General features: G+C 44.9%; 13 protein-coding genes and 1 pseudogene. 4 read left to right on the forward strand and 10 right to left on the reverse strand.

From position 1 onward, the window contains the following. Window positions 1-207: pseudogene (locus tag FY046_RS17620) on the reverse strand (integrase arm-type DNA-binding domain-containing protein); the annotation flags it as partial. Between the two features lie 398 nt (window positions 208-605). Next, window positions 606-926, reverse strand: coding sequence for a TA system toxin CbtA family protein (locus tag FY046_RS17625; RefSeq protein WP_446186319.1), 321 nt, complete (start codon window positions 924-926; stop codon window positions 606-608). A 437-nt stretch (window positions 927-1,363) separates the two neighbouring features. Between FY046_RS17625 and FY046_RS17630 the strand changes: the two genes are divergently transcribed. Next, window positions 1,364-3,853 carry a hypothetical protein gene (locus FY046_RS17630; protein ID WP_446186320.1) on the forward strand — a complete coding sequence of 830 codons (2,490 nt, stop codon included), beginning with the start codon at window positions 1,364-1,366 and terminating at the stop codon, window positions 3,851-3,853. A gap of 64 nt (window positions 3,854-3,917) precedes the next feature. Here FY046_RS17630 and radC read toward each other — a convergent pair whose 3' ends face one another. The 6 genes from radC to FY046_RS17660 all read right to left on the reverse strand — a co-directional run bounded on the left by radC (window position 3,918) and on the right by FY046_RS17660 (window position 7,307). Further along, complete coding sequence (radC, locus tag FY046_RS17635) at window positions 3,918-4,388, reverse strand: RadC family protein (protein ID WP_446186321.1); 471 nt, start codon at window positions 4,386-4,388, stop codon at window positions 3,918-3,920. 71 nt (window positions 4,389-4,459) lie between these two features. Then, on the reverse strand, window positions 4,460-5,281 hold the full coding sequence (locus FY046_RS17640) for a DUF932 domain-containing protein (RefSeq protein WP_050287073.1): 822 nt from the start codon (window positions 5,279-5,281) through the stop codon (window positions 4,460-4,462). A 74-nt stretch (window positions 5,282-5,355) separates the two neighbouring features. After that, a complete protein-coding gene (locus FY046_RS17645; protein WP_446186322.1) occupies window positions 5,356-5,784 on the reverse strand; it encodes a hypothetical protein in 429 nt (142 codons plus the stop codon). Window positions 5,785-5,819: 35 nt separating this feature from the next. Beyond that, on the reverse strand, window positions 5,820-5,999 hold the full coding sequence (locus tag FY046_RS17650) for a hypothetical protein (RefSeq protein ID WP_123428825.1): 180 nt from the start codon (window positions 5,997-5,999) through the stop codon (window positions 5,820-5,822). A gap of 50 nt (window positions 6,000-6,049) precedes the next feature. Then, window positions 6,050-6,853, reverse strand: coding sequence for a hypothetical protein (locus FY046_RS17655; RefSeq protein WP_446186323.1), 804 nt, complete (start codon window positions 6,851-6,853; stop codon window positions 6,050-6,052). A 19-nt stretch (window positions 6,854-6,872) separates the two neighbouring features. After that, entirely contained in the window at window positions 6,873-7,307 is a 435-nt protein-coding gene (locus FY046_RS17660; RefSeq protein ID WP_446186324.1) for a hypothetical protein, read from the reverse strand. 593 nt (window positions 7,308-7,900) lie between these two features. Between FY046_RS17660 and FY046_RS17665 the strand changes: the two genes are divergently transcribed. Beyond that, the gene (locus tag FY046_RS17665; RefSeq protein ID WP_032819788.1) at window positions 7,901-8,524 is read left to right on the forward strand and encodes an inovirus Gp2 family protein; all 624 of its coding nucleotides are present in this window, start codon (window positions 7,901-7,903) and stop codon (window positions 8,522-8,524) included. Between the two features lie 356 nt (window positions 8,525-8,880). Here the strand turns inward: FY046_RS17665 and FY046_RS17670 are convergent, their stop codons facing one another. Continuing rightward, window positions 8,881-10,413, reverse strand: a complete 1,533-nt coding sequence (locus tag FY046_RS17670; protein ID WP_446186325.1) for a YfjI family protein — start codon at window positions 10,411-10,413, stop codon at window positions 8,881-8,883. Between the two features lie 147 nt (window positions 10,414-10,560). Continuing rightward, window positions 10,561-10,773, reverse strand: a complete 213-nt coding sequence (locus FY046_RS17675) for a helix-turn-helix transcriptional regulator (RefSeq protein WP_021530648.1) — start codon at window positions 10,771-10,773, stop codon at window positions 10,561-10,563. A gap of 126 nt (window positions 10,774-10,899) precedes the next feature. Between FY046_RS17675 and FY046_RS17680 the strand changes: the two genes are divergently transcribed. Then, entirely contained in the window at window positions 10,900-11,598 is a 699-nt protein-coding gene (locus tag FY046_RS17680; protein WP_446186326.1) for a hypothetical protein, read from the forward strand. A gap of 174 nt (window positions 11,599-11,772) precedes the next feature. Continuing rightward, window positions 11,773-12,600, forward strand: coding sequence for a hypothetical protein (locus FY046_RS17685; RefSeq protein WP_136374706.1), 828 nt, complete (start codon window positions 11,773-11,775; stop codon window positions 12,598-12,600). Window positions 12,601-12,612 lie beyond the last annotated feature (12 nt).

Here is a 12,612-nt window from a genome sequence, read left to right on the forward strand (position 1 = left end):
TGCACGCGATTCTGCTCTCAGCTTCCATGCGTCGGAAAGTGTCATCGGGGGGGTAGGCTTCAAAACTCTGCTTGGTGAAGGGGTGATAGTAGCGAAATTGCCAGAGTTTACTTCCACTGGATTTCATTAAGAGCGTCAGCCCATCATTATTTAAAGTTGGTAATAGACGTCTTTAGGTTTGGCGGCTTTGATTTCCGTATCGGTCAATGGCTATGGTTTGACTTGCCATGCTCAGTCTCTGCTCCTGGAGGCCCATCGAAAAACATAATCGTTTTCATTGGGCCTATCAACCGGCCTAAAATGTTCGGATTTAATGAGTTGAGTTCGGACTTCGCGGGGCAAATCGAGGGCACAAAAAAGCCCACTCGGCGTTAACCTTGTGGGCTTTCAGGACTTCTACGCGGTCGGCTCTGGAACCGCCGCGAAAAGATTTGGTGGGCTGGGGGAGTCTGAATTAGTGATGTAATTTATTGAAATAATTGATCTAAGTTCTAATTCAACTTTTCTTTGGTGCCTATATAGGTGCCTATATAGGTGCCTAAAAGTTTTTTCACCTCTTTTTGATGAGAAAAGAAAGGCGAGATAGGAAAGAAGACTAACGCTATTTATGTGTGCATTAATCCGGTAGCTTTCCTGGCTGTGAGAATATCGGTAGCGGTAAGAAAAGGTGTTTGTTCATGCCAGGTGAATCCCTTTCGGTCAATACGTACAAGTTCATAGCGCTCAACTAGAAAATTCACCGCATTAGCAAGTGTAATGCCAGCTTCAATATGCTCCTGTATGGCAAGTTCGTCATGGAACGGTGTGTCATTGAGTGTGAGGCCGTAATGATGCTCCAGCAGATATGTTAACAATTGCTGCCATAACTGGACGGGCGACAGGCGTGGCGAAACCGGCAACGTGGCCGGTACAGATGAAATTTTCATGTATTGAATCCTGATAAAAGTAAAAGCCGAGGGGGTACTGCTCTACTGAACTATGAGCGAAAATAACGATATAAATGATGTTGCAGTAACTACAAGTACGAGCAATGCTGGGTTAATACAGCAAGATGCATGATTATCTGGCTTGCGGACAAAGAGGTAAGGTTATTGGCTCCAACTTGATCTTTTACATCTAACACTTTCAATCCAATAAATTGAAAGTCAGCAGTGTGCCAGGAACTGACGTTATTAACTGAGTGTTGTATCAAATTTTAGGAGTGGGCCTATCCTCTTCTGCTTTCACACTACATCCTGTGTAATCCATTTTCAAACGGTTGATAAATCAAAGTAGAATGTCTGTAAACGTTCAATTGCGCGGTGCCTGACAAATAGATTATGCGACTTCAAGGTGATCGCCCTACACTCCAACAGGAAGAATTATGGCTCACATCAGCGCCGTCGTAACGCTACGACCGATTCGATTCGCATTCCTCATAAAACCCAGCGACAATAAACGATTGCTGGAAATCTTCCAAATAAACACCTGCTTGTGGGGTGGCAATTTCAACCCTATCATTCCCATTTTCGGCCATGTACCTAAATGGTGGGATAGGAATGATTACAAACCTGAAAGCGCCCTGCGGATCGTAAATGGCTATCTTGATGCTTTCGAGCCTGATTTCCTCGTTGAGGCTGAGGCGGGACTGGCTACAGGATTAGGCTTTGATCCAGACCGAATACTCCAACTGTCTGACATGCTAAGACGAGCTGACGAACCGCGTGGCAAAGCGGGCCTTGATGTCTTCGACTTATACAAAGATCTGTATAAGAAGCAATTTCAATTCGTACGTAGGCATGATCACAATATTGTAGATGTCATACCTCAGACGAAATCTTTTAAGCCGTTCTGTGCCTGCCTTTTCGGGAGCTTTCCAGAGGCTGATGATCTTGAATATTTTGGTCAAGGATTCCGCGATGCTTTTGACCCCAAACAGATCGTTCTTACCGCAGATTCGCTAACTGAGCTGTTCAAGGATGGATTTAATTCCGCATTACAAATTGGTCACTCGAATATTGAGATTAATTATCAGGACCATACGGATCCAACGCTCTTCGTCATGGATGCACAGGACTCGCGCGATCTAATTGACTATTGGAATCTTCGTGCAGTAAGAAGGAATGTCCGCCCAATTCCAGTCCAATGGCTCGACGTGCTTTCCCCGTACTGTAGAGAATACATCGAGCATTGCCATAGACCGCTTCGAGGAAATCCACACGGCGTAATGACCCATGCTAACGTGTTGTTTGCAAGGTCACTCCCTTCTGCAGACATCGAACAACTGTACGCTGACTATTTGCGCGTAGATCGGGAGGGGGCAAATGTCCGACAAGATTGGTACCCTCCAATTTGGCGTCCGTCCCCACATTTTGCCGTTCGTAATACACGCCCCATTCTTTCTGCAGGAGAAAAAACGTTCGACACACAAATTGATGCTGACCGAACCGAACTTCGATTCGACAATCTCCATCCAGATTTCGCTGAGAGATATGGCAATAGCGACGCTCGTTGGACGAACGTTGTGAAACTTCAAAATTGGTCAAATACAGACCGAATCGCAACCGTCTTTCCCAATGATTACCGATTGCCTAAGTTCCCGCGTTTTCAGTCGATACAGAGAAAAATTTTGTCTACGACAGAAGGTTTTGTTGTTTTTTGCCATTACAAAAATACGTCCGACCTCTGGCGTCTAAACGATGGTACAACTTCTATCAGTGAGTGGCTAAAAACCAATGGAATCGAAAGCCAAGTCTCCGATGCAGGACAAGCCACACAGCAAATTGTTAACACACTCGGTGGTTTCTGGGGCATTAGCAGCTTTGCTCACGCAGAGATCGTGAAGCTTCTAAATAAAATCTCGCGGAGCCCCATCTCACCCTCAATCCAAAACCAGGAATTTCAGAACAAGATTAAAAACGCGGTGAAGGGGGATATATGGCGAAATAAAAATGCAGAAACTTTAATTGAACGTGGTGCTGTTGAACTTGGCTTGGAGTTGAAGTGTTCAAAATGCTCTACTTGGGGATGGCATGCACTTCGCGAACTGGATCATGAAGTAGCATGCAGTCTTTGCCTAAAAAAGTTCCGTTTTCCATCATTAGATCCAAGTTCAAGTCAGTTATCTCGTTGGGCCTACAGGCTTATTGGTCCGTTCGCACTCCCTGATTATGCTCGTGGAGGATATGCCGCATCACTGACATTGAGATTTCTCGCTAAAACATTCGGAAATCATGACACCAAAGTTACATGGTCAACTGGCCAAATACTGAAGTTGGCCCCAAAAAATCACATTGAAGCTGATCTCATACTCTGGCATCAACGCAAAGTCTTCAATGGACTAGATCATCACGCAGAGCTCGTATTTGGAGAGGCAAAAAGCTTCAGAGGCGAGAATTCCGAAGAGAAAAATGCAGTAGCTGATGCATTTGAAGTAGAAGATGTAGAAAGAATGAAACAACTTGCTATCCGCTTTCCTGGCGCGATTCTCGTTTTTGCAACCATGAAGCAGGCTGGGGACCTTTCCCCAGCCGAGATTCAGCGGATTGCAAAACTCGCGGTCTGGGGACGTGAATACATTCCTGAGCGCCAGCAAACAAGGGCTCCCGTAGTACTCCTAACTGGTCTAGAGCTGTTCGCACCATATTCGCTTTATGAAGCTTGGAGTACAGCAGGTGGCCGCCATGCCGAAATGGGAAATGGACAGCGCGGTTACACAGATGACCTTCGCATTCTCGCTGATATGACGCAGCAGCTATACCTTAATATGCCGTCACATAGCGAGTGGTTGCAAGCAAAGTGGAAAAAGCGTAATCAGCGTCGTCTGTTGCGACAATCTGCAGCTGTGCCAGCAGAAGATGCCGGGCAGCATTAGTATAGCCAAAGAGTGATGATGTCCATGTATTAAACTGCCACTATTGGATTATTGCTTGGTTGGTTCACAACCAACCAAGCTCCGCAAAAGAAACAACTTCGTTCCCGACAACGAGATGATCCAGCACTCGCACTTCCACCAGTGCCAACGCTTTTACGATCCGCTGGGTGATATGTTTATCCTGCTGGCTGATTTCTGTCGTACCTGAAGGATGGTTATGGGCCAGAATGACCGCAGCTGCATTGTGCTTCAGGGCCGATTTAACCACTTCACGGGGATGCACTTCGGTATGGCTGAGCGTGCCGGTAAACAGTGTTTCTCGTTCCAGCAGACAGTGCTGATTGTCGAGATACATCACGATGAAGGCCTCACGCTCCAGGTGAGCCATCTGAAGTTGTAGCCAGGTTTTAGTGACGCTGGTGGAGATAAATGGCTCACTGGGTTGACGCTGATACTTCTCCAGCAGGTGCAGTGCACGGCGAATGACACGTTGCTCGTTGGCAGTGAATACCGGGAATATATTGAGTACGGACATAATTGCTCCTGAAAACAAAAAAGCTCCACCGGCTTAGCGGCAGGGCGTGAAGAGATGGATGGTAAAAAAGTTCATAAAGCAAGCTGCAGCATATTCTCGGCCATCACCCAAAGGGCACGATTGAGTTTCACATCACCGTCGATACCTTTAACGGCGCGTGTATGTGCCCGTTTACCTTTGGTAGTTCGCCCAGACAGTCCACCTTTAATCAGGTTTTCCTGAATACGCTGGTAAGTGGTCCAGAGATCGTTACTTTCATCCTGCCAGCGGCGCGGAGATAGTATCTGCGATTCCGTCACCGGCTGATGTTCTTCACCAAAGCGATAGGTTAATGCTGCTTTCGCCATCGCCTGCTGTGCCGGTGGCGGTAACAAAAGCGACTGCATGGCATCGCGCTTCTCTTCCACCCGGTCAAAAATCCCCAGTACTTCGTAAGCCCCTTCAATGACTTTCTCCACCACGTTACCTTTATGCGGCACGCGTACTTCCCCAAACGACTCACCACAAATCAAACCATTCTGACAAACTGAACGAAATAATCCCGGTAGCATCTGGTATGAACTGGAGCCGTCGTGGCTATTAAGGAGGATGATTTCTGGCACCTGTTTGCCAGTGATCTGTCCTTCGCGACGCAGGCGCAGCATATGTTTGGTGTGCTCTCGCTTGCTCTGATCCCGAACTCGGGTCTGGCAGGCAAAGAATGGCTGGAAGCCTTCGCGTTGTAGGTTATCGAGCAGGGAAATAGTCGGGATATAGGTGTACCTGTCACTGCGGGATTCATGTTTATCTTCGCTGAAGACACTCGGCACATAGTGTGCCAGTTCGTCACGGGTTAACGGGCGGTCGCGGCGAACAAGATTGACTGAGCCGAAGCGGCTGGCTAAACGGGTCATAAAAACTCCTGTAGAAAATGGGCATAAAAAAGGCCACCCCGAAGGATGGCCCTGTCTGTTATTAATGAGTCTGATTAGGTCGCTGGCGGTAACGTTGGTTGCAGCGCAGGTGGCACAAGTTCTGCTGAGTCGTGTCTTTCGGCCCGGTAGAGCTGGAGTTGCGCCAGTAACGGGGCTTTCCGTGACTGGAGATAAGCCAGGCACCATTCCCTTCTGACAACCAGCCTGACCGGTACGGGCAGAAGCTCATAAGCCTTACTGAACACCGACTCGATAAATACATCGTCACTGAGTTTATCTTCAGCAATGTTCAGCAAGCCGTTGATAACGATAATTTCAAGCAATCGCTTATATCGTGTAGTACGGGATTCTGGCCCTTCTGTCGTTTGCTCACTGACACTTTCTTCAACCCGCTCAACCGGATTATCAGTGGAGGAGACATTTCGGCGCAGGTTTAGTCTCTCTTTCAGTCCCTTGAGTTTCCCCTGGGTATTTTCAGACATATTGCTTTTATCCTCTGAGCACTCAGAAAGGGAGATCAGGCAAGTGTGGCGAATTTTTTAATGATGCGAATCAGACTCAGTGTGGTGAGACTGGCTCCCAGTGCTTTAACCCCAACTGAATTGCTGCGCATCAATGTCACACCGGCAACACTCAAAACAAGTTGCCAGGTACAGTCCACGGTTGGTGGCGTTTCCTGCTGTAATGTTTTTTCCACTGAACCTCCATTAGCTGAATGCCGAATAAAAAGTTATCTCATTGATAAGATTATTTATAACCATTGGGAACCCAATGGCCCTGTTTACGGATATCAGTAATGATGTCTCCCTGGTTGATCGAAATAGTGCGCCAGCCCGGTTCGTTGGCGGACGGATTACCGTAGGTATACCCCACTGACATCGTGAATGCTTCACCCGTCGTGGTGGTTAAATCTGCTTCATATGCCGCTTCGGTATTTTGTTTACGGATGAAACGCACGGTATTAATGGCACGACAACGCAGAGTACTTTTGGCATGTTCAAATGAGTTATCCGCCATCTGGCAACCTTCAGATTTAATTTCATCCGTCAGGCTTGTCGAAGCATTAAAGTTTTTAGGGGCAGGAACGAAATTAGCCATATCGCTGCGCATTGTTGGCGGATCTGTCTGAAGCACAAGATAAACAGGACAATCTGATTTTCCGACTTCACAGGCTTTTGCGACGTAATCACGTACCAGCCAGCCTTTATTGCCGAAATATTCAGCACCGCTCTCGTCTTTACATTGTGACCACGTGGCTTTTTGTCCCATCATCACGCCGTCTACCAGGACGCAGGTAACGGCTTTTACAGGCTTCCTGTCCCAGCGAACAGCGTCAAAGGGTTGAATGCCGGTATGATTCACATCAAGCGTATAAGCCTGCGGGTTCTTCGCTATCCTGTCATTTGCCTGTTTCAGTTGATTACTGCCTTCCTGAGTCAGAAAGAAGGTATAGCGTTCGGGATGTATGTCGCCGTGAATTGTCATTGCAGACGAGACCAATGGAATAAACAGTGCAGCGGAGCTGAGAGATAAAACAACGAGTTTACGCATAAGGTTTCCTTTCAGTTTATTAATGATTAATACAGTCCTGCCATGTGGCATCAGCCAGCGCCTCATTCAGCCCTTTGGCGCTGAATTGTTTAGAGATAGCGACATTCATAGAGGTCATTTTTATTACGTCTTTTTCACTTGTCGCTTTTAGCGCAGTAAAGGCCGTTTCATCCAAAGGATGGTTCGTACCATTGATACTGACTCCAGGTTCAGAAAGTCCTGTTTGTGACGAGACGCGGTAATCCTCCGCAGGTACGCTGTAAGCAGCAGCCAGCTTTCCGCTTGTGCACGTAAGTGTGAGCACTTCACCTGAAGCATTTTGAGTATTGAGTTCAAACTCCATGGCACTGATATTCCCGTACCAGTCCCCCCATTGCTGGTCAGCCTGTACGGCGCTGGCACTGTGACTAAGCAGCACTAATCCAGCCAGAGCTGCATAATGGTTTCTGAGCATATGGTTTCCTTTCCTAATGATTTAATTACAAAAAAGCCCGCTTCCGTTTTAAGGGGAGCAGGCTGATCGTATTGATTAAATGATGCTGCGGATAATCGTTAATACAGATCGGTTAACTGGAATTGATCGTTATTATCTATTAGAAAACCGATCAATTTATGATAATTAATAGATTAAAACTATCTAATGTTGAGTATCGATCGGTTCGACAGATCAACAAGTTGCAGCAACCGAATGACATTAGTCAGACTGATTCATCAGGGTGATATAGGTTTGAAATGATCTGTAATACAATTTTATCCGTCGGATAAATCACAAATCATCATAATGCTGATTACTCATTTTAAAGTATCTAACTTCAGAGTGATTATTGACTATATTATGTAAGTTAATTGATGTTATTAAGTGCTTCTTTCTTCTATAGCAAAAATGCCTGTCGGTTAATATTACATGTCTGATTGGTATTATAATAATAAAGATGACTTAATACAGTTAAGTCAATAACATTGACTATTGCCTAAAATGTAAATTTGAATGTATTAATTAACTCTTCCTGCAGATTGTATTGAAATGAATAACACAAGGATTGAAGTATGAGCAACGATATGGGTTACAATCAGCATCACATCAACCGTATTCATGAAACACTGCAGAATTCCTTACGTGAGTACCCAAGGACGTTTATCCTGAATATTATTCTGAGGTTTCCTGATGCTAATTACGAAAGCTATAAGACAGATCATCAATTGATAACCCGCTTTATGGAGTCGTTAAAATCACAGATTAAACAAACGCAGAAGAGAAAGGTAAAACAGGGTAAACGAGTTCATCCCCGTAACGTTCGTTATGTATGGGCGAGAGAGTTCGGTGAAGAAAAAGGAAAGAAGCATTATCATGTGGCATTGATGCTGAATAACGATGCCTATTACAGTGCCGGTACCTATTATCCGATACAGGGACATTACGTTCACTGTCTGGGATTGATGATTATGGAGGCATGGATCAGAACGTTGAACCTTCACGCATATCAGGAGTATCAAAAAAAATATTATCCCCTGATAGAGTTTGTACATGAAGGTGATTTTAATTTGAATGCAAATGGGGAACATTTTGCCTGGCATTACGATACTATCATGAGAAGACTGTCTTATCTGGCTAAGCGATTTAGCAAAGATAATTCTGACAAACACAGGAATTTTGGTTGCAGCCAGTCCTGAATCATTGAGAGGTCCAATCAAAACCACAATCTGACACGGCTGTAGCAGCGCTGTAGCGACACAGGCTATAACAATAGAGCAACTTGTCTGAGCTGTAATGCTTCCTCGCTAAACTGTGTTGAAGTGATTCCGTCTGTCCCGTGCTGGGTGATTTGTGAGCAAAAGAGCAGGTTTCATTTGCGGGTACTTTCCAGAATGCCGCTACAGTTCGCTACAGTAGCGGTTGTAGCAGAGGAGCAATGTATCACTGTGTATTTTTCAGATGGATAAGGCTCGCGATCTCCTCCGGACAATGAGCCTGTGTATTGTTGCGTTATCCAAAAAAATAGTGCTCAGGTATGAGGTAGCTATTCTGGCTAAGTAGGGTTCTGAGGCGAAGGTGGCTGTTTATCCTCATAAAATGGCATATAGCGACCATCGTTCATGCGCCAGGTAATATAAATCGCCGGGTTTTCAGGGGATTTAACAATATAAGCGAAAACACCTGTGTTCATGATGGCATTCAGCAATGGTTCCAGTCTTTCGCTGCGGCGAAATTTGTTCGGACCATATTTAATGACATCGTTCTTTTTGAACGGTAAGCCATTAGTGGACCTGAATTTATGATAGATCCACTGAGTCAGTATTTGCACGTCCTGCTGGAATTTATACTCATCCGTGAACTGATAAAACCAGGCCGCGGTATGATTGAGATACCAGTTCATCATCGCTGATGCCCGCGAAATAACATCAAGAGTAATAATGTCGTCGTCTCGGTTGGCGAAGTAATTCAGCAACGCAGCGATACGCAACGCATTCGTACTGGCTTTAAGTACCATGGGTTTGATATATGACCAGGCACCACCCGGGAGTGTGTATCTCAGCCAGTTTTCACGCATCGTCTCCCAGTGGACTTCAGCTTCAGGTGAAAGCTTGAGAACCTTTTTCTTACCTTCACCTGAATTAATTTGTTTAAGCTGTTGCCCGAGTAATTTACCAATCAGGTCGTGAAAGCAGGTTAAAGCACTTTCATCACGGTAAGCGGTAGCCGGACGATAATGGTGGCTCATCACACAGGAACTCAGTGTGTTGTTTGGGGTGATATTTGAAAAGAGAAAGCGGGATAAAAAACCGCTCTCTAATGCTTTATCACCATCCTTTTTCATGTAATCGAAAAAAAGCGAAGGCTGTAACATCAATGACACCGTCAGCGTGGGTTTAAAGCACTGGGTGGCACGCTGATGACGATTATGCTCATACACATCGCCATCCCAGGCTTTATTGAAGAACGCCAGATTATCTTTAAGACGTGCGTCAAAGAAGTTGCTTGCTTCATCAGAAATCAGACCTGCGCAGGGATAGGCATTCAGGCCAGCGATGAGCGCGGCAAGCGAGGTGTCATTGTAGACCAGCGTCGAAAGTAGAGGCTTGACGGGTTCAACCGATGCGTGAGATTTCAGGGCTGCCTGGGCCTCGTCTGTACACTGGTCTTTTTTAACTGCATCGCGCAGCTTACTTTCCAGCGCCTTCAAACTGGTTTTCCAGACGACATAATCTTCGCGCCAGACAACCATGTTTACCCGATGCGATTCGGCCAACTCAGCCCTGAAAGCATCAAAGGGTTTCATTACCTGTTTGCTGACGGACGATTTGCCCGTTCCTGAATCAGCGAGCGTCAGGATGTTGAGTGAACAATGCTCCTCCGTGCCCGTGTAGGGATTGAGTACATTGATATGCGAATGGCAGGCCAGCGATACTGCCGCTAAAACAGCGTTCACGGCCAGTACAGTCGGTACTTTTCCACCATCCTGAAGATAGTTGATGGCGTTTTGCATTAGCAATGGCAATGCATCAACGGGGAAGGGACTGGCAGAATTAACCAGTGGAAGTGCAGGGGGTAAATATGACATTTCAATTTCCTTTTTTTCAATCCAAATAACGCAGGGATGACATCACCGATGCGACTAACCCTGCCGGGTAAGGGCATGCGGTGAATGTTTTTTTATGTGGTATTTCAGGATGCTCCTTCGACAGTCGCCTGCAGAGGAGAGAGAAGATCAGAGCAGTGCGTGTTTGCGCTGCAAAACCCAATCGTCAAGTTCGGATTCGAGCCAGCCAACGGATTGTTTACCTAGAGGGTAGGGTTTCGGGAATGCTGGGTCATGACGTGGGGATTTGGCATTGAGCCAGTCATAGATGGTCGATCTGGCGATCCCGAGCTTGCTGACAACTGCGGGTAAACGTAGTACTTTCACTGTTGATATGGTCATTTTGCTTTGCCTCTGTTTGGGTTGTTTTGAACAGGACAGAGACTAACGGTAGAAAGAAATGTATGGGAGACGTGAGGTTAAGTATAAAAAAACATTAGCTCACGTATTGACATTCTGGAGGCGATTTTGAAAGGAAATGATGTTAGTGCCCTTTTTAACGAGTTGAAAGACTCTTATGAACTCAAGCTTGATGAATTAAAAAATGAGAGGGAAATATCGACAAAAAAATATCAAGAGGATGTTCAAAGATTTTGCGCAGAGAGAGAAAATGAATATGGTGGGATTGAATATTTTCTGGCAGAAAGTACACAGTTGCTGAAAAGTGAGGCTGCATCTATCTGGGTTGATGCAGTTTTGCAGGGAAAGTTTGATAAGTATCTATACATATCGTTATGTTATTACCATCTGGCCTGTCTCGTGTCAGGCATAGGGCGGATTACCAATGGCAGTAAGTATATTCAAGATGCCATGTATTTTTATGGGAAATGGCAGGGAAGCCGAGAAAATAAGGAGTGGGCTAAAGATAAGGAAAAAAAAGAAGAGGAAAGGTGTGAAAATGCTAAAAAATCCAAAGAAGAAAAATATCTCCCCATAAAATTTGAAATCATTCGACTTTTATTTTCCAAAAAGTCTTTGGGGAAATATGCCTCCGAATCTAAGGCAATTGAGGGAATTGAGGTTGAATTAGTAGAGTTTCTTGAAAATGAACCTAAAGAAATCTCTTCTAATTTGGACTCTAGCAATCTGAAGAGAACAATAAAAGGCTGGCTGAAGAAAGATATTTATTTGGCGTTTGCGTTTAGTGAGGTTGCTCACAAAAAATAAATTTATTTTCCTTATTTTTCATGCCGTTATAGAGGTTGGCTTAACATGGTGATTAATGTTACATGAATGTAGTGATTCATTGGCGCAGGATTTTTAAAACTATTTTTATATGGTTGTTTAAATTGTGATGTTTCTCACAATAAAGTGGAACGCGGCAATAGGGATTTTCGATATATGACAGCACTTGTAACTAAAGTTGTTGAAGTAGATGATGATGTCAGTGGTCTACTTTGGTCTGTTAATGATCTCAATGAATTGTCCAAATTGATTGCTGTCATTGCGCTCGGTCAGGCACAGCACGCAGCAAGAATCATCGTTGAGCTTGAACTCCAGGGGCCAGCATTTTCAAATGGAGAGCTTTATGCTGGAGCCAGAGGACAAATGCGCATAAAAGGTGAGAACGAGAAACAACGTGAAGTGTCTCGCTACCATCGAGATGGATTTCTCTTTGAGTGCATTTCTTGGATGACAGCGCGGCAAACAGCAACAGATCGTACATTTCTTAAAGATCCTCACATTAGTTCAACTACGCAAGGTCTAGATGGCCTTTCGATAACATTGCATCCAGATGAACCTGTTGTTGTAGGTGTGACAATTTTCGAAGATAAATGCACTGAAAATCCCAGAGATAAATTCAGAGACGAAATCATGCCTACCTTCACCGAACATCATGAGAATAAGCGAAGTCGTGATCTTGTAGCTAATGCTGTTAGCCTTATTAGGGAGGGCGGCATAAATGGCACTGAGGCTACACGTGCGGCTGCGAGAGTTTTGGACAAACAGTATAGAACTTATCAAGCAGCGCTTACTGTTGGCTCTAACATTGCCACGGTAAAAAAAAGGAAAAATCTTTTCAAGGGATATAACGACCTCATGCATATAGCTAGGAATCAACGCATCGGGGCAACTCTTTTGATTGATGGCGATTTACGAGATTGGTTTCAAGAGCTCGCTAATCAAGTGATTACTAGGCTAAATGAATTTGAGGCAGAAGATGTTTGATGCACTAACCTC

This window comes from Erwinia sp. 1181_3, assembly GCF_052824965.1.

Excerpts from the sequence above, each read along its gene's own strand:
- FY046_RS17655 (WP_446186323.1), bottom strand. The coding sequence starts at position 6,853 with ATGCGTAAACTCGTTGTTTTATCTCTCAGCTCCGCTGCACTGTTTATT.
- FY046_RS17640 (WP_050287073.1), bottom strand. The coding sequence starts at position 5,281 with ATGACCCGTTTAGCCAGCCGCTTCGGCTCAGTCAATCTTGTTCGCCGC.
- FY046_RS17665 (WP_032819788.1), top strand. The coding sequence starts at position 7,901 with ATGAGCAACGATATGGGTTACAATCAGCATCACATCAACCGTATTCAT.
- FY046_RS17685 (WP_136374706.1), top strand. The coding sequence starts at position 11,773 with ATGACAGCACTTGTAACTAAAGTTGTTGAAGTAGATGATGATGTCAGT.
- FY046_RS17660 (WP_446186324.1), bottom strand. The coding sequence starts at position 7,307 with ATGCTCAGAAACCATTATGCAGCTCTGGCTGGATTAGTGCTGCTTAGT.
- FY046_RS17645 (WP_446186322.1), bottom strand. The coding sequence starts at position 5,784 with ATGTCTGAAAATACCCAGGGGAAACTCAAGGGACTGAAAGAGAGACTA.
- FY046_RS17625 (WP_446186319.1), bottom strand. The coding sequence starts at position 926 with ATGAAAATTTCATCTGTACCGGCCACGTTGCCGGTTTCGCCACGCCTG.
- FY046_RS17675 (WP_021530648.1), bottom strand. The coding sequence starts at position 10,773 with ATGACCATATCAACAGTGAAAGTACTACGTTTACCCGCAGTTGTCAGC.
- FY046_RS17670 (WP_446186325.1), bottom strand. The coding sequence starts at position 10,413 with ATGTCATATTTACCCCCTGCACTTCCACTGGTTAATTCTGCCAGTCCC.
- radC (WP_446186321.1), bottom strand. The coding sequence starts at position 4,388 with ATGTCCGTACTCAATATATTCCCGGTATTCACTGCCAACGAGCAACGT.
- FY046_RS17630 (WP_446186320.1), top strand. The coding sequence starts at position 1,364 with ATGGCTCACATCAGCGCCGTCGTAACGCTACGACCGATTCGATTCGCA.